Annotated in this window: 13 protein-coding genes and 1 tRNA gene; 7 read left to right on the top strand and 7 right to left on the bottom strand. The window is 62.6% G+C overall.

From position 1 onward, the window contains the following. Positions 1 to 150: 150 nt before the first annotated feature. The 3 genes from M3P27_08820 (at position 151) to M3P27_08810 (ending at position 3,033) form a co-directional block, all read left to right on the top strand. Positions 151 to 1,716 (top strand): UbiD family decarboxylase, encoded by a 1,566-nt coding sequence (locus M3P27_08820; protein ID MDP9268409.1) that lies wholly within the window; start codon positions 151 to 153, stop codon positions 1,714 to 1,716. A 208-nt stretch (positions 1,717 to 1,924) separates the two neighbouring features. Next, entirely contained in the window at positions 1,925 to 2,551 is a 627-nt protein-coding gene (locus M3P27_08815) for an SIMPL domain-containing protein (protein ID MDP9268408.1), read from the top strand. Beyond that, positions 2,548 to 3,033, top strand: coding sequence for a DinB family protein (locus M3P27_08810; GenBank protein MDP9268407.1), 486 nt, complete (start codon positions 2,548 to 2,550; stop codon positions 3,031 to 3,033). The genes M3P27_08815 and M3P27_08810 overlap by 4 nt, the downstream gene beginning before the upstream one ends. Before the next feature lie 148 nt (positions 3,034 to 3,181). Here M3P27_08810 and M3P27_08805 read toward each other — a convergent pair whose 3' ends face one another. Then, positions 3,182 to 3,877: a DUF1326 domain-containing protein gene (locus M3P27_08805; GenBank protein MDP9268406.1), complete on the bottom strand. Its 696-nt coding sequence runs from the start codon at positions 3,875 to 3,877 to the stop codon at positions 3,182 to 3,184. 188 nt (positions 3,878 to 4,065) lie between these two features. Here M3P27_08805 and nuoI point away from each other — a divergent pair, with 188 nt between their 5' ends. From nuoI to M3P27_08790, 3 genes are all read left to right on the top strand, one after another. After that, positions 4,066 to 4,578 (top strand): NADH-quinone oxidoreductase subunit NuoI, encoded by a 513-nt coding sequence (gene nuoI, locus M3P27_08800; protein ID MDP9268405.1) that lies wholly within the window; start codon positions 4,066 to 4,068, stop codon positions 4,576 to 4,578. A 162-nt stretch (positions 4,579 to 4,740) separates the two neighbouring features. After that, positions 4,741 to 8,220 (top strand): methionine synthase, encoded by a 3,480-nt coding sequence (gene metH, locus M3P27_08795; GenBank protein MDP9268404.1) that lies wholly within the window; start codon positions 4,741 to 4,743, stop codon positions 8,218 to 8,220. A gap of 71 nt (positions 8,221 to 8,291) precedes the next feature. Further along, the gene (locus M3P27_08790) at positions 8,292 to 10,706 is read left to right on the top strand and encodes a tetratricopeptide repeat-containing serine/threonine-protein kinase (protein ID MDP9268403.1); all 2,415 of its coding nucleotides are present in this window, start codon (positions 8,292 to 8,294) and stop codon (positions 10,704 to 10,706) included. Positions 10,707 to 10,728: 22 nt separating this feature from the next. Here the strand turns inward: M3P27_08790 and M3P27_08785 are convergent. From M3P27_08785 to M3P27_08770, 4 genes are all read right to left on the bottom strand, one after another. Beyond that, positions 10,729 to 10,818: transfer RNA gene (locus M3P27_08785), tRNA-Ser, on the bottom strand. A gap of 98 nt (positions 10,819 to 10,916) precedes the next feature. Further along, entirely contained in the window at positions 10,917 to 11,411 is a 495-nt protein-coding gene (tadA, locus tag M3P27_08780) for a tRNA adenosine(34) deaminase TadA (protein MDP9268402.1), read from the bottom strand. Between the two features lie 100 nt (positions 11,412 to 11,511). Then, complete coding sequence (locus tag M3P27_08775) at positions 11,512 to 12,582, bottom strand: agmatine deiminase family protein (GenBank protein MDP9268401.1); 1,071 nt, start codon at positions 12,580 to 12,582, stop codon at positions 11,512 to 11,514. Next, positions 12,582 to 13,448 carry a carbon-nitrogen hydrolase gene (locus tag M3P27_08770; GenBank protein MDP9268400.1) on the bottom strand — a complete coding sequence of 289 codons (867 nt, stop codon included), beginning with the start codon at positions 13,446 to 13,448 and terminating at the stop codon, positions 12,582 to 12,584. The genes M3P27_08775 and M3P27_08770 overlap by 1 nt, the downstream gene beginning before the upstream one ends. Positions 13,449 to 13,773: 325 nt before the next feature. Here M3P27_08770 and M3P27_08765 point away from each other — a divergent pair, with 325 nt between their 5' ends. Beyond that, positions 13,774 to 14,835, top strand: coding sequence for a deoxyhypusine synthase family protein (locus M3P27_08765; GenBank protein ID MDP9268399.1), 1,062 nt, complete (start codon positions 13,774 to 13,776; stop codon positions 14,833 to 14,835). A gap of 64 nt (positions 14,836 to 14,899) precedes the next feature. Here the strand turns inward: M3P27_08765 and M3P27_08760 are convergent, their stop codons facing one another. Further along, the gene (locus M3P27_08760; protein MDP9268398.1) at positions 14,900 to 15,445 is read right to left on the bottom strand and encodes an arginine decarboxylase, pyruvoyl-dependent; all 546 of its coding nucleotides are present in this window, start codon (positions 15,443 to 15,445) and stop codon (positions 14,900 to 14,902) included. A gap of 162 nt (positions 15,446 to 15,607) precedes the next feature. Then, on the bottom strand, positions 15,608 to 16,507 hold the full coding sequence (locus tag M3P27_08755; protein ID MDP9268397.1) for a LysR family transcriptional regulator: 900 nt from the start codon (positions 16,505 to 16,507) through the stop codon (positions 15,608 to 15,610). Positions 16,508 to 16,645 lie beyond the last annotated feature (138 nt).

Below are 16,645 nucleotides of genomic sequence, written 5' to 3'. Positions count from 1 at the left end.
CGGCCGCGCCGATTGCTGCTGAAATCAACCTTCTGACGTGACGAATGGGCCCGGGTGGGCGCGTACTGTGGAGTTTGGATGTGAGCCGCGGCTGGTGAGTTTGCTCCGGCGTACCGCCGTCTATAATCGTCGGTTCCCCAGGAGAGCCGTTTGGCCTATACCGACCTTAGAGAGTGGATCGCGGAACTCGAGCGCGCCGGCGAGCTGAAGCGCGTCTCCGCGGAAGTGGACCCTGTCCTCGAGGTCACTGAGATCACCGACCGCGTCTCCAAGGCGAAGCGGACAGCCGGCCGCCCCACCGGCGGGCCGGCGCTGCTGTTCGAGAAGGTCAAAGGGCACCCCGGCGCGCAGATCCTGATCAACCAGTTCGGCTCCGAGCGGCGGATGCAGATGGCGCTCGGCGTCGGCTCGCTTGACGAGATCGCGCAGCGCATCCATGAGTTCCTCAACGTGAAATCTCCCGAGAGGCTGCTCGACAAGATGAAGATGCTGCCCATGCTCGCGGACATGGGAAAGATCTTCCCTAAGACGGTCGCCACGGGCCCGTGCAAGGAAGTCATCAAGAAGGGCGAGGCCTCGTTGCTTGACCTTCCGGTACTGCAATGCTGGCCGAAGGATGCCGGCCGATTCATCACGCTGCCGCTGGTCATCACGCGCGACCCGAAGAGTGGGAAGCGCAACGTGGGGTGCTACCGGATGCAGGTCTATGACGCGAAGACTGCTGGCATGCACTGGCAGCGGCAGAAGGTGGGCGCAGAACACTATCGCGAGGCCATGCGCCGCGCTGCGGCGGGAGCGGACGGAGGCGCTGCAGCCGCGGTGGACGTGATGGCACGCTCCGGTGGTGGCGCCATCGCCGCGGAAGGGCAGCGGCCGGCAGGGAAGCTCGAGGTTGCGGTCGCCATCGGCACCGATCCCGCGCTCACGTTCTCGGCCATCGTGCCCGCGCCGCCCGATGTGGAAGAGTTCATGATCGCCGGCTTCCTGCGGCAGAAGCCGGTCGAGCTGGTGAAATGCGAGACGGTCGATCTGGAAGTCCCCGCACACGCCGAGATCGTCCTCGAAGGCTACGTGAATCTGGACGAGCTGCGCACCGAAGGTCCGTTCGGCGACCATACCGGGTTCTATTCGCTCGCTGACGAGTATCCCGTCTTCCATCTCACTTGCATCACGCACCGCAAGGATCCGATCTATGCCACCACCATCGTGGGCAAGCCGCCGATGGAAGACGCGTGGATGGGCAAAGCGGTCGAGCGCATCTTCCTGCCCCTCATGCGCGTCACGCTGCCGGAGATCGTGGACGTCAACCTGCCGGTCGAAGGCATCTTCCACAACCTGATGATCGTGTCGATCCGCAAGTCGTATCCCGGGCACGCGCGCAAGGTCATGAGCGGCATCTGGGCGCTGGGACAAGCGATGTTCACCAAGTGCATCGTGGTCGTGGATGAGGACGTGAACGTCCAAGACCTGGGCGAGGTTACGCTCAAAGCGCTCAACCACATCGATCCGGAGCGCGATATCCAGTTCACGCTCGGCCCGGTGGATTCGCTCGACCATGCCTCACGCCTGCCCAACTTCGGTTCCAAGATGGGTGTGGACGCGACTCGCAAATGGCCGACCGAAGGCTTCACGCGCCCGTGGCCCGACGAGATACTCATGGACGAAAAGACGAAGACGCTGGTGAGCAAGCGGTGGAAGGAATACGGGATCGAGTAACTTTTCAACCGTCTCGAGCGTTATCACACACAGGAGGCTCTGATGACCCGCACACTGGTTGCTCTTTGGGCCCTGATGCTGACGGTGGGTTCCCTGGCCGCGCAGAACACCGACCCGAAGCGGGATGACGCCTGCATTCGGATGACAGGTGTCGCGCGCAGTGAGGTCAAGGCAGATACCGCGATCCTTTTCCTAGCAGTCCGGTCCAGTGCTTCCGGTCGCGGAAGAAGCGCTCGGGCAGAACCAGGCGAAGGGCAAAGAGATTGAGAAGGCACTTAGCTCGCTTGGGCTTAAAGACAAGGCCCGTCTCACTCCAAACCGCATTGGATCGGCGGGGCCACCATACTACGGTGGCAATCCACGGCCGCAGACCGTCTCCGGCTATGACGCGTCTCAGTACCTTTACATCTTTTTCACTGCCGATGACCTGAAGGATAGAGAAGGTTTCGAGCGCAAAGTCGCGGGAGCGATCGACGGCTTGCGAAAGGCCGGCGCCGGCGTCGTCGATACTCCAGCGAACCGCGTCTGCCAGGGCCAGATGCTCTGCTCGGTCGCCTATGCTCTAAAGGACGCGTCGGCGGTCCATGACCGGCTCATGCCCGAAGCTTTACGCAACGGACGCGCGCTTGCCGAGCAGACGGCGCGCGAGTTGGGCACGCGTTTAGGAAGACTGCGCTCAGTCTCCATCGGCGGCCAGCAATACAGTTCCCCCGCGGGTCTCAACGGTCAGTCGGGCCCTTTAGATGATCTGTCTTTTGACTACCTGTCTTCCTCGGAAACGATCCCGATCACGGTGAGTGCGGGTTTGGTCTACGACATCCAAGACAAGAAATGACCAACGACTTCCAGCAGGTCGCCCGCGAACTGCGCGAGGTCGTTGGCGCGACCGTGCCGCAGCTCACGAAGATGTCCGATGCCGGCGCGGCCAAGCCTTACGCGCCCGGCAAGTGGACGCGCAAGCAGCTGGTCTCGCACCTCATCGACTCAGCCTCGAACAATCATCAGCGCTTCACCCGCGCCGCGCTCTCCGGGCCGCTAACGTTTCCGGGCTATGACCAGGATGGCCTCATGCGCATCCAGCAACCGAACGAGATGCGATGGGCGACGCTGGTCGGGCTGTGGGAGAACTACAACGAGTTCCTCGCGCACGTGATCGAGCGCCTGCCGCCTGAGGCCGCCGATACACCGTGCACCATCGCCGGCGACCTGAGCGGCACGCTAAGCTTCATCGCGCGCGACTACGTGGAGCACCTGAAGCACCACGTGAACCAGATCACCGGCAGCCGTCACCCGACGACGTACAGGCCAGACGCCTAGAACTCACGAATGCAGCCTCCAAGCGGGAATCAGGGAGTCGTAATGAAGCGATGCACTGAGAACAATGTGGATAACGATGTAGATAGCCCTGATCGCCACGTAAGCCAGTGCTATTGTTCGTGGCTTTCTTAAGACATACCAGACTGAGCTACTTGTGTCCGCCGCCCATCGCGCCGGCCGTCGCGCCCTCGTGTGTATCGATGGTGATGAGGAAGGCGTTGCGGTCGGAGTAGTCGAACTTGTGTCCCATCACATCGGCGCTATGGTTGATGGAGCGGTACATCCAGAAACCGTCGTTCTTCTGCGCGCCGAAGTAGTTCACGTTGCGCAGCACCACTCCCTTACCGTCCATTCCCGGCTCGCGCTTCAGCTTCATGTGCGCCATCTGGCCGCCGCCAAGTTTGGCTTCGGCGATATCGCTACTGTTGCTGATCTCGATGGGCGCTTCCTGGACTTTCAATTCACCCCACTCGAGGCCGTAGGTCTTGAGGATCATCGGCGCCAGAGCATCGCGTTGCTCCTTGCTGGTCGTGGGGTCGAACGAGACCACCACCCACTTTCCTTTCTTGGCGGTGCCCCACTCGTTGCCCAGATCGCCGGTGAGCCAGTACTTCGCTCCCGCAAGGTTCGTCTTGCCGGAGTAACCCTCGCGAACTTTGACGGCCATGTTGAATTCGCAGTGCGGATGTTCCGCCTGCTGGTTGAAATAGCATGGGCAGAAGAGGTGGCAAGAGCAGGCCTCGATGTAATCCGCCTTCATGCGCCAGGCGGGACGTGACGGCGTGGACGCCATCGTCGCAATCACGATGGCCAGCAGCAGGGAAATCCGCTTGAGCTTCTTCATTGGACGTTCTCCTTCATCTGCCGGCGATAGCCCGGAGGGCAGCGGAGACGGGCGGGAATCGCCGAGCGAACGGTCTTCGGGGTCCGCGGCGCGCAATTGTACCTCCGCTTGTCGACAACGGGGGCGGGGATATTTATCCTGTATCCGTGACCAACTTCTTCAAGGGACTAGGGGCGATCCTGAAGGGCATGTCGGTGACCTTCCGGGAGATGTTTGCCCCGACGGTGGTCGAGAACTATCCCGACGGCAAGGGTCCGCTCCGGGGTGCGGTCTTCGAGGAGCGGTTCCGCGGCGTGCACGTATTGCAGCGTGACGAAAACGGCCTGGAGAAGTGCGTGGCGTGCTTCTTGTGCGCCGCGGCGTGTCCTTCGAACTGCATCTACATCGAAGCTGCGGAGAACACCGCCGAGAAGCGGATATCCGGCGCCGAGCGCTACGCCGCGATCTACAACATCGATTACAACCGCTGCATCTTCTGCGGATACTGCGTGGAGGCTTGTCCCACGGACGCGATCACGCACGGCCACGGCTTCGAGATCGCGACCTTCAACGCGTCCAACTTGATCTATCGCAAGGAGCAGCTCCTGGTTCCGCTCGGGACGCCGGCCCAGCCGGTGCTGCCGCTGAACCCGCCGATTTCGTCTTCCGTACCCCACCGAATGCCGGGGGATGGCGGCAACCGCTCTGCGCACGCGCGCTAGCGCGAGATCCTGTCGAGCAGACACCAACAGCAGAGCAGCACCAAAGAGTTGCGGGTTTGTCGGGGAAGGTGTGCGAGCGTTACGATTTGATACATAGTGGAATCCAGCGACTCACGGAGGGAAGCCAGCTACTCAGGATTTCCGCGGCGCTTTTGACGTTATATGTCTGATTTCCTAAAACACGTTGCCGAGCGCGTGATCGTCTACGACGGCGCCATGGGCACCAATATCCAGGTGCGCCAGCCGTCGGTTGACGACTTCTGGGGCAAAGAGGGCTGCAACGAGCTGCTTGTGCTCAGCCGTCCGGACATCATCCGCGACATCCACGCCAGCTTCTTTGCCGTGGGTTGCGACGTGGTCGAGACGAACACCTTCGGCGCGACGTCAGTCGTGCTCGCCGAGTACCAGCTCGAGTCCAAGGTCGGCGAGATCAATCGAGCCGCAGTGAAGCTGGCGAAAGAAGCCGCTCTAGAGTTCTCGACGAAAGACAAACCGCGCTTCGTCGCCGGCTCCATCGGCCCCACCACGAAGGTGCCGTCGCTCGGCCACATTGGCTTCGACGCGATGGTCGCCAGCTATCTCGAACAGATGACCGCGCTCATCGAGGCCGGCGTCGACATCTTGCTCATCGAGACCTGCCAGGACTTACTGCAAAGCAAGGCTGCGCTGGTCGCGGCGTTCGACGCTATGCGCCACACTGGCAAACGCTTGCCGGTACAGGTGCAGGTCACGCTCGAAGCCACCGGCACGATGCTGCTCGGTACCGAGATCGGCGCTGCGCTCACCGCGCTCGAGCCTTACGACGTGGACGCCATCGGCCTGAACTGCGCCACCGGTCCGCGCGAGATGAACGACGCGGTCCGGTATCTCTGCCATAACTCGCCCAAGCATGTCTCCGTGCTGCCGAATGCCGGACTGCCGCAGAACGTCGGCGGAAGAGCGGTCTATGGACTCACGCCGGCGGAGCTGGCCGAGTTCCACAAGCGTTTTGTTTCGGAGTATGGCGTGCGCATCGTGGGAGGATGCTGCGGCACCACGCCCGAACATTTGAAGGCGGTGGTCGGCGCGGTCAGCGGGATCGAGCCCGCGAAGCGGGAGGTGACGCTGGCCGGCGCGGCGTCGAGTGCTTACTCCATGGTCCCGCTCGACCTCGATCCCAAGCCGCTCGTGGTGGCGGAAGAGATGAACACCACCACGCGCGTGGAAGGTTTCCGCAACCTCGTGCGCGCGAAGAAGTATGACGACATCCTCGCGCTCGCCAAGAAGCTGGTCGCCGAAGGCTCGCACATGCTCGACCTGTGCTGCGCCATCGTCGGGGAAGACGAGAAGGGCTACATGACGGGAGTGCTGGAGAAGATCGCTACACGCGTTCCTGCGCCGGTGCTCGTCGACTCCACCGAGGCTGACGTGATCGAGGAGGCGCTCAAGCGCATCCCCGGCAAGGCCATCATCAATTCCATCAATCTCGAGGACGGCGAGAAGCGGACGTCGAAAGTGCTGCCCATGGCTAAGCGCTACGGCGCTGGGGTGATCGCACTCACCATCGACGAAGACGGCATGGCGCTCACCGCAGCGAAGAAGACCGCCATCGCCAAGCGCATCTTCGACCTGGCGACAAACAAATACGGCATCCGGCCGCAAGACCTCATCTTCGACGCGCTCACCCTGCCCATCTCGACCGGGCAGGACGAATATCGCGATGCCGGCATCGAGACGTTGAACGCCGTCCGCCAGATCAAGCACGAGCTGCCCGAGTGCCACACCATCCTCGGCGTCTCGAACATCAGCTTCGGGCTGAACATATATCCCCGACGAGTGCTGAACTCTGTCTTCACCCACGAGGCGGTGAATCACGGCCTGGATATCGCCATCGTCAACTACAGCAAAATCTATCCGTTATACAAGATCCCTGATGTAGAGGTTGAGCTGGCACGCAAGCTTATCTACCACGACCTGTCCGATGGCGACCCGCTGCAGAAGTACATCGCGTACTTCGAAGGCTTGGAGAAGAGGCCCGAGACCGAGAGAGTCCATGTCGAAGAGCTCTCGGTCGAAGACAAGCTCAAGCACTGCATCATCTCGGGCGAGAAGGCGTTGGGCGAAGGCGCGACACGACGCTCGCTCGAGCAGATCCTCGAGGATGCGCTGGTGACGTACACGCCCCTCGACCTGATCAACAACGTGCTGCTCGACGGCATGCGGACGGTGGGCGAACTCTTCGGCGCGCGCAAGATGCAGCTGCCGTCCGTGCTCGACTCCGCCGCGGTGATGAAGCAGGCGGTCGCGTATCTCGAACCGAAGATGGAGAAGGCTGCCGGTTCGCAGAAAGGGACCATCGTGCTCGCCACGGTGAAGGGCGACGTCCACGATATCGGCAAGAACCTGGTGGACATCATCCTCTCCAACAACGGCTACAAGGTGGTGAACCTCGGCATCAAGCAGCCAGCGGATGCGATCATCCGCGCGGCGCAGGAACACAAAGCGGACGCCATCGGACTCAGCGGCCTGCTGGTCAAGTCGACGGTAGAGATGAAGTACGTGCTCCAGGACCTGACGCAACAGGCGCTCGAGTTCCCGGTGATCTGTGGCGGGGCCGCGCTCACGCGTAAATACGTGGAAGACGACCTGCGTCGCGAGTATCGCAACGGCGTCTTCTACGGCGAAGACGCGTTCTCAGGGCTGCACATCATGCAGGACCTGACGACGAAAGACGGTGCAGAAGGTCCGCGTGAAAAGCGCATGGCGGAAGGCCGCAAGGTGAAGGAGTACGTGCGCGCAGCCGTGGCAGACGCTGGGAGCGACGCTGCGGAACTCGCGGTTCCATCCACCGCCATCTCCGCCGCGCCCAACATTCCCGTGCCGCCGTTCTGGGGCGTGCGCGTGAAAAAGGATTTCGACCTGCGCGAGCTGTTCGGCTACATCAACGAGACCGCGCTTTTCAAAAACCAGTGGCAGCTCAAGACGGCTTCGCAGGCAGACTACAAACGGCTGGTCGAAGAAAAGTTCCGTCCCATCCTGGCGAAGTTGGAGGATGAGGTGGCGGCGAGCGGCGTCTTCGAACCGAAGGTCGTCTACGGCTGGTTCCCGTGCCAGAGCGACGGCAACGATGTGATCATCTACGACGGACCGGAATCGAAGCGCGAGATCGAGCGCTTCACCTTTCCACGCCAGCGCGAGGGCCGCAGACTCTCTATTGCCGATTTCTTCTTGCCCAAGTCCTCAGGGAAACTCGACGTGATCGGCCTCTCGGTCGTCACTGTAGGCGCGCGGGCGTCCGAGGAAGCGCACAAGCTCTTCGAGCATGGCGAATACACGCGCTATCTCTATTTCCACGGCCTCGGCGTGGAGACGGCGGAAGCGCTTGCCGAACTGCTGCACAAGAAGATGAGGGAAGAGATCGGTATCGCGGGGGACGACGCGGCGCGCGTCACCGACCTGTTCCATCAGAAGTATCGCGGGTCGCGCTATTCATTCGGCTACCCCGCGTGTCCGAACCTCGAGGACCAGACGAAGATCTTCGCGCTGCTCAAGCCGGAAGAGAACATCGGTGTCCACCTCAGCTCCGGCTTTCAGCTCGAGCCCGAGCAATCGACGAGCGCGATCGTTGTCCACCATCCGCAGGCCAAGTATTTCGTGGTCTAGGGCGCTTGCAACTGGCCACACCGACCGTTACCATCGCCCTCTCCCTTCGGGCGCGCGGAGGTGCCTTCGCTTTGGTCGGCCGCACCATCTCGCATTACCGCATCCTCGAAAAGCTCGGCGGCGGCGGGATGGGCGTCGTCTACAAAGCCGAAGACGTCAACCTCAAGCGCATGGTCGCGTTGAAGTTCCTTTCCGAAGACCTCTACAAGGATCCGAAGGCGCTCGAGCGCTTCGAGCGCGAAGCGCGCGCTGCCGCGCTCCTCAACCATCCCAACATCTGTGGCATCTACGAGATCGAAGAGGACGAAGGCAAGCCTGTCCTGGTGATGGAGTACCTCGAGGGCGAGCCGTTGTCGAAACACATCGGGGGCAAGCAGATGGACGCGCGCGAGCTCGTCGACATCGCGGTAAAGGTTGCGGATGCGCTCGAGGCTGCGCACGAGCAGGGCATCATCCATCGCGACATCAAGCCGGCGAACATCTACCTGACGCCGCGTGGCCCCAAGGTGCTCGACTTTGGCCTGGCCAAAGTCATGGAGCCGCCACCCGCGGCAGCGGCTCCCGATGACGACACCGCGGTGGGCCTGCCGCATGCCGACGAGACACTTTCGACCGCCGACCAGATGCCGGGCACGGCGTTCTACATGTCGCCCGAGCAGGTGAAGGGCGACGAGCTCGATCCGCGCAGCGATTTGTTTTCCTTCGGCATCGTGCTCTACGAGATGGCGACCGGGCAGCGTCCGTTCCGCGGAAAGAACGTGGTCCTCACGCTGCACGCTATCCTGCACAAAAAGCCGCCGGCGCCGCGCCAGGTCAATCCGCGCGTGCCACCGCATCTCGAAACCATCATCGGCAAAGCGCTGGAGAAAGACCGCAACAAGCGCTATCAGTCCGCCAATGAGCTGCGGCAGGACCTTGAGGTGGTGCAGCGCGAGCTGGAACTGCTGGCCACCGGCGGCAAGCTTCCGTCGCGGCTGAATGCAGGCTCGACCGGGGCATTCCGTTCCGGCAGCCGCCGCAGCCGTTATCTGCAGGCAGCCATGGCGGTGGCACTGTTGCTCGCGGTGGTGGTGATCATCGCACTATGGAACAAGCGCACCCGCGGCGGCGGCACGGTGCATGCGGGACTGAACACGGTGGCGGTGCTGCCATTCCAGAATGCGACGCACGACGCCAGCATAGACTTTCTGCGGCTCGCACTGGCCGACGAAGTCGCCAGCACGCTGACCTACTCGCCGTCGCTCGAGGTGCGTCCGGTCGCGTCCTCGGAAAGGTATGCGGATAAAGACCCGCAGCAAGCGGGTAAGGAGCTGCGCGTCGGGACGGTGCTTGCCGGACATTTCCTGCGCTCGGGAGACGAGACGCGCGTCACCGTGGAAGCGATCGACGTGGAGAGCAATCGCCTGCTGTGGAAAGGCGAGGTCACTGCGCCGGCGAAAGACCTGACGCCGCTGCAGGAGAAGCTGGCCACGCTGGTGCGCCGCGAGCTGCTGCCGGCGCTGGGCGTGAGCTCGGTGGAGAGCGCGACACGTCCGCGGAATGCGGATGCGTATGACTTGTTCCTGCGCAGCGTATCGATCCCACACGACGCAGCGCCGAACAAGGAAGCGATCTCGAACCTGGAGCGCGCGGTGGGACTCGACCCCAGCTACGCGCCCGCGTGGGATGCGCTCGGCCGCCGCTACTATTACGACGCCTCGTACGCCGGCGGCGGACGGGAGACCTTCCAGAAGTCGAACGCCGCGCATGAACGCGCGTTGTCGCTCGACCCGAATCTGGTTCCCGCCTCGGCGCACCTCACGCGCAATTGGGTGGAGCAGGGCGAGCTGGCAAAGGCCTACCAGAAGGCGCAGGAGCTGGTGAAACAGCGTCCCAAAAGCGCGGAGGCGCACTTCACGCTCGCGTACGTGCTGCGCTACGCCGGGCTGCTGAATTCCGCCGCCAAGGAATGTGACGCAGCGATGGGCCTCGATCCGGGCAACTACGTCTTCCGGTCATGCGCGTTCGCATTTCTTGAGCAAGGTGACGCGAATCGGGCGATGGAGTATCTGCATCTCGACTTTGGCTCGGAGTGGGTAACGAACGTGCTGCCCACCGTGCTGTTACGGCAAGGGAAGAACGATGAGGCGCGCGAGGCGTCCACCAAAGTCGCCCGCAACACCGTGTGGTTCGGGGACATGCTGCGAGCTTGCCTGGACGGTAAGCAAGGTGGCGAGGCGCAGCAGCTGGCGCAAGCCGCGGCTCCCGTGTTGCTGGGCCTGCGCGATCCCGAGCTGAAGTATTACCAGGCGACGGTGCTCGCCTACTGCGGCCAGAAAGAACTGGCGACGCAGCTGCTGCGCAGCTCCGTCGCGCAGAATTACTGCGCCACGGAGGCGCTAGAGAAGGACCCGTTGCTGGAGCAGATCCGGGGCGAGGCGGACTTCGAAGCGCTGCGCGACGCGGGCAAGCGCTGCTCGGCGGCTATCCCGTCGGGATCCGAATAAAAGGTCCTTATTGCGGGAATAATGGCGGAGAGGGAGGGATTCGAACCCCCGATACCCTTTCAGGTATGGCCGCTTTCGAGGCGGCTCGTTTCAACCACTCACGCACCTCTCCGCGTCCGGAAGCCCGCAGCGAGAGTGGTCGGCTCGAAGCAGGTCGCGACAGATCAAGGGCGCCACGAGCGTGGCGCCTGGCCTTATTTTAGCAAACCCTTATTCTTGCTTCAGTGACTCGGCGTCAGCCTTCCTGCGCCGCTCGCGGAAGAAGGTCTGCATGATCTCGGCGCACCGTCCGCTAAGCACTCCCCACGCGACTTCCATCTTGTGGTTCAGCTCCGGCGCATTGAGCACGTTCATGACGGAGTGGACGGCGCCCGCCTTGGGATCGTCGGCTCCATAGATGAGCCGCCGGATACGAGCGTGCGTCATGGCGCCGGCGCACATCGCGCACGGTTCGATGGTGACGTAGAGCTCGCAGTCGAGCAGGCGATGATTGCCGATGGCCGCCCCAGCGGCACGCAGCGCTACGATCTCGGCGTGCGCCACCGGGTCGTTATCCAGCAGGTTTCGGTTATGGCCGCGTCCGACGATCTCTCCGGCGCGGACTACCACGGCACCTACCGGAACGTCGCCCGCAGCCTGGGCCTTGGCCGCCTCGCGGAGCGCCTCTTCCATGTAAAGGATGTCTTGTTGCGCGTGGCTCTCCATGCTGAGTCGCCGCCGGCCTCTCGATGCAGAGTTACTGCCCCGGCCATTCTACGGCCGTAACCACCAACCGCCCGGGAGAACGTTCCGGGCGGTTTTCTTGTTAGGCGGGCTGTTGCTGCGTCATGCAGTGCATCGCGCCCAGCCCCCATATGAAATCGCGCGAATAGACAGGGACGATCGCACGGGTGGGAAAGAGGTGAGTGAGCGAGTCGAGCGCGATGCGGTCGTTGGGATCGCCGAAGATGGGCGCCAGCACGGCGGCGTTGGCGATGTAAAAGTTGGCGTAGCTGGCCGGCAACCGCTGGCCCTCCATCACGATGGGCCGCGGCATGGGCAGCTCCACCACCTCAAGCCGCTTTCCGTCCTGGTCGGTAGCCCGCTTCAGGTCGCGCAGATTCTGCTGCAGGGCGCTGTAGTTCGCGTCTTTCTTGTTGTACTCGACGGCGGCGACAACGGTGCGCGGCGCGACGAAGCGCGCGGTGTCGTCGACGTGTCCGTGGGTATCGTCGCCGACGATGCCGCGCTTGAGCCAGATCACGTTGGTTGCACCGAGGTAGGTCGCAAACACCCACTCCAGGTCGCGCCGTGAGAGCCGCGGGTTGCGCGCTTGCTTGCGGCTGAGCAGGCATTCTTCCGTGGTGAGCAGTGTGCCGCGACCGTTCACGTCGATGGAGCCTCCCTCGAGCACGACGTGACGCGCCTCGTGCTCGACGAGCAGCCGCGGTGCGCCGAGCCGGTTCGCCACGAACTCGGGGAGGTGCTGATCTTTTTTCCAGTCGGGATACTTGGCCCAGGCATTGAACTTCCAATGGGTCGCGACGAGCTCGCCGCCACGCTTGGCGTTTTCTCGCTTGGCGTATTCGCGCATAACGAAGATCGGTCCGGAATCGCGTGTCCAGACGCGGTCGGTGGGGCAACGATGGAAGCGCACGTTACTGAGCGGTACGTTGCTGCGGATGAGGACATCGCGGGCGGTGCGCTCCTGTTTCACGTCGCGCACCAGGATCTCGCAGCGCTCGCCCTTAGCGATCCAGCGGACGATCTCCGCGTAGATCCAGGGAATGCACGCGAGTTTGCCCGGCCAGTCGCTCTCTTTGTGCGGCCACGCGATCCAGGTGGCGGCGTGCGGCTCCCACTCCGCCGGCATGCGCAAGGTATTGGCGGAAGCCATCAGTCGATGAACCGCTGCGTGATGGAGGAATAGGAATCGATGCGGCGGTCGCGCAGGAAAGGCCAGTTGCGGCGGACGTCTTCGAGACGCGCGAGGTCGACCTCGGCGATGAGGATCTCTTCTCTATCGTGGCTGGCTTCGGCAAGCACGGTCCCGAACGGGTCGCACAGGAACGAGCCTCCCCAGAATTCCAGGCCCTTGCCTTCGGCGCGGTTGCCGCGGATGTCTCCGGTCTCGAAGCCGACGCGGTTTACCACCGCCACATAGACTCCGTTGGCGATGGCGTGCGCGCGCTGGATCGTCCGCCATGCATCGTGTTGCGCCTTGCCGAACTGCGCCTTCTCTGCCGGATGCCATCCGATGGCGGTGGGATAGAAGATGACATGCGCGCCTTGGAGCGCAGTCAGGCGCGCACCCTCGGGATACCACTGGTCCCAGCAGACGAGCGTCCCGATGCGGCCGGCGGCAGTGTCGAAGGCCTTGAAGCCCAGATCGCCGGGCGTGAAGTAGAACTTTTCGTAGTAGAGCGGATCGTCGGGGATATGCATCTTGCGATAGATCCCCTTGATCGAGCCGTCGGCGTCGATGACGGCGGCGGTGTTGTGGTAAATGCCGCGCGCGCGCTTCTCGAAGACCGATGCGATCACCACCACCTTGTTATCTTTCGCCGCCTGCGCCAGCGCCTGGGTGGTGGGGCCAGGGACAGGCTCGGCGAGGTCGAAGAGAGCGGCGTCCTCGCGCTGGCAGAAGTACTGCGTGCGGAAGAGCTCGGGCAGGCAGACGATGTGCGCGCCCTGGCGAGCGGCATCCTTCACGCGTGCGACGGCCTTGGCGACGTTCGCCTCAGGGTCAGGACCTGAGGACATCTGCACTAGGCCGACGTTGAACCTTTCTTCTTTTGCGTCACCAGGTTTCGCGGTGTCATGCTTCGCGTACCCCGGCTTCGCGCCCCCCGGCTTCGCGTGGCCGGCTTTCGCGTTGGCCTTCTTCGCGTACCCCGGTTTCTTGTTCTTCGCCATCGTCCCGATAGGATAACAAACGACTCCGACTTGATCGTCATTCCAGGTGGATTGACGGCTCCACTCGAAGGCTGTAGTTTTTCAGGTTGCTCTCACTCGCGTTCGAGGTGATGGTTTGAAGCAAAAGCACGGGCAAGGCAAGGCAACCAAGGCGCCAATAGGGAAGAAACGCATGCCGCCTCCGGGCGAGGGCGCCGGGATCGAGCGCAAGCTGCACGATCCCATCGCAGACCACTTGCAGCCGGTGTATCCGCTGGACCTTTCGCGGGTGAAGACGGTGGACGACCTCGTCCGGCAGATGGCCGACACCGCCTTCACCGGGCGCCAACTGGGCGAAGCCGCAGAGGTGCTCGAAGCCATGGCGCGCGACAAGGATTGTTTCGTCGTCATGACGCTGGCAGGCGCCATGACGGTGGCGAAGATGGGCCTGATCATCACGGATCTGATCGACCATGGCATCGTCAACGCCATCGTCTCTACCGGCGCGTTGATGGCGCACGGCCTGGTCGAAGCGTCCGGACGCCATCACTACCGCTACGACCCTTCGATGGACGACGTGCAGCTTTACGAGGCGGGATACAACCGCGTCTACGACACGCTCGAGCCCGAGCGCAATCTCGATGACATCGAAGCCATCGTCTTCGAGGTGCTCGAGGCATGGGATCCGAAAGAGATCCTGTGCTCGTACAAGCTGAATCGCGCCATCGGGAAATACTTGGAGCAGCACGTGGAAGGGCGCGGGATCCTGCGCTCGGCGTACGAGAAGAATGTCCCCGTGTTCGTTCCCGCCTTCACCGATTCGGAATTAGGTCTCGACGTCGCGCTGAGCAATCGCATCCGCGTGCGCGATGGCAAGCCGAAGTTCCGCTTCGATCCCTTCGAGGACCTCGACATGTTCTCCGAGACCATGCTCAAGCAGAAACGCATCGGCATCTTCACCATCGGAGGTGGCGTGCCGCGGAACTGGGCGCAGCAGTTCGGTCCATACACCGAGCTGCGCCATCGCCGCGCCGGGGAGGACGTGCCGCTCAAGCGCTACCACTACGGGCTGCGCATCTGTCCGGAGCCGGTGTACTGGGGTGGATTGTCGGGCTCGCCGTATTCGGAAGCCATTTCGTGGGGTAAGTTCGTCCCGCCGGCCGAGGGCGGTAGGTTCGGCGAAGTGTTCGTAGATGCCACCGTCGGCCTGCCCATCATCGTGGCAGCAGTGCTGGAACGCCTGAAGAAGAAGTAGAGAATCTCGCAAGCACAACAAGAAGGCCGCCGAGAGGCGGCCCTTTTCATGGCTGGAAACGCGCCTAGTCGAAGATCAATATCGCGGCGGCGATGACCGTGGTCCACAGTCCGCGCTTCGAGCCAACCGCCGACTGCGTGTTGTTCATGGTGCGGACGATCTTGTTGGAGATGCGGTAGATCTGCTTCTTCTCGTCCCAGGAAGAATCGGGGTCGAACTCCACGTCGAGGGTAGTGGCGAGCATCTCGGCGGCGAGTTCTTCGGCGTAGTCACCGGCGATGTCGTCGGTCTCGCCGAAGGAGTGGTGCTCGCTCAGGTATCCGTAGGTGGTGCGGTCGGCCGGTATCGCGAGTCCGATCGAAGAAGCCAGCAAGCGATGCGGCTCGCGCGTAGAGTTCTCCGCGACGACGGCGAAGACGACTTCACCGTGGCTCAGGTACTTCAGGCCCTGGGTGCGGGTGATGAGTTTGCAGTTCGGCGGGAAGATGGACGACACGCGCACAAGATTCTGCGAAGCGATGCCGGCATCGCGCAGCGCCAACTCGAAACTGGTGAGGCGTTCTTTATGTTTTCCCACACCCTTCGTCAGAAAGATGCGTCTTGGGACCATGTCTTTGCCCAACTCGGGTTCCTCCAGAAAAGTCGCAGGCTTTGGGTGAACAAAAAATGGGTGAATCAAAAAATCTAACACAGTGGGTTGCGCGCGTCGTCGGCAATCTCGCGTTGCACTAGAAGCGGTGCAGAGGACAGAGCAAGAGCGAGTGAGCGTGGATCAGAGCCCCAGCGCCTGAGCCGGCTTGAGCTTGACCGCGATCTCGATGAAGGCGAGCGCGGCGCGCGAGAGCGCCTTGTCTTTGCGGAAGACGAGCGCGAGGTCGCGCTTGATGTGCGCGTCGGCGAGCGGGATGGCGGCCAGCACCTTGGCGCGCACGTCCTCGGCGACGTTCGACTTGGCGATGAATCCCACGCCGACGTCGACCGCGACGAAGCGCTTGAGCAGCTCGCTGGAGTCGAGCTCCATCGAGATATTCGGCTTGAGCTTGCGCTCGGCGAAGAGGCTTTCAATGGCGTCGCGGGTGCGCCCGAAGCGGGGAAGCAGCAGTGGGAACTTGACGACCTCGGCGAGGCTTGCCGACTTCATCTTCGCCAGCGGATGATGCACCGGAGCGATCAGGACCAATTCATCGCGATGGATAGGGACGACGGTCATGCGGTTGTCGGCCACCGGCATGGAGACCACGCCGAAGTCCACCGTGTTATCGATGATGTAGTCGAGGATCTTTGCGCGCTCGGCGCGGTTGATGTTCACGCTCACGCTGGGGTACTGCTTCTTGAACTCGGCAAAGACCTCAGGGAGGATGTGCAGACAGGTGGCTTCGTTCGCGCCCACGACTATCTCGCCGCGGGGCACGCGCTCCATCTCGGCGAGCGAGGTCAGCATCTGCTTGCGCCGTTCGACCGTTTCCTCCGCGTATTTCTGGAACGCTTTGCCCGCGCCGGTGAGGGCGACCTTGCCGCCGGAGCGGTCGAAGAGCTTCGCCCCGATCTCTTCTTCGAGCGCGCGGATCTGCGCGCTGACCGCGGGCTGCGTGCGAAAACGTTTCTCCGCCGCGCGCGAGAAGCTCGCGTGGCGGGCTACTTCGAGGAACGTCTCTAGCTGATCGAAGTCCATGTCACTGTTGCCGGGAACAATGTGGCTGTGTTTCCCACGGTCTAAGTCTCACAAATAACGCGGGTTACGTCACCATAAATCCGGCTTATCCCTGCGATAAAAACATTCGATTTCACAGCCGCGCCGAAAGCCCTTAGT

The sequence above is a fragment of the Acidobacteriota bacterium genome, from assembly GCA_030774055.1.
Lineage (GTDB): Bacteria > Acidobacteriota > Terriglobia > Terriglobales > Acidobacteriaceae > JACPNR01.
The sequence above is the reverse complement of the archived record's forward strand: the minus strand, read 5'-3'. Positions and strand labels throughout refer to the sequence as shown.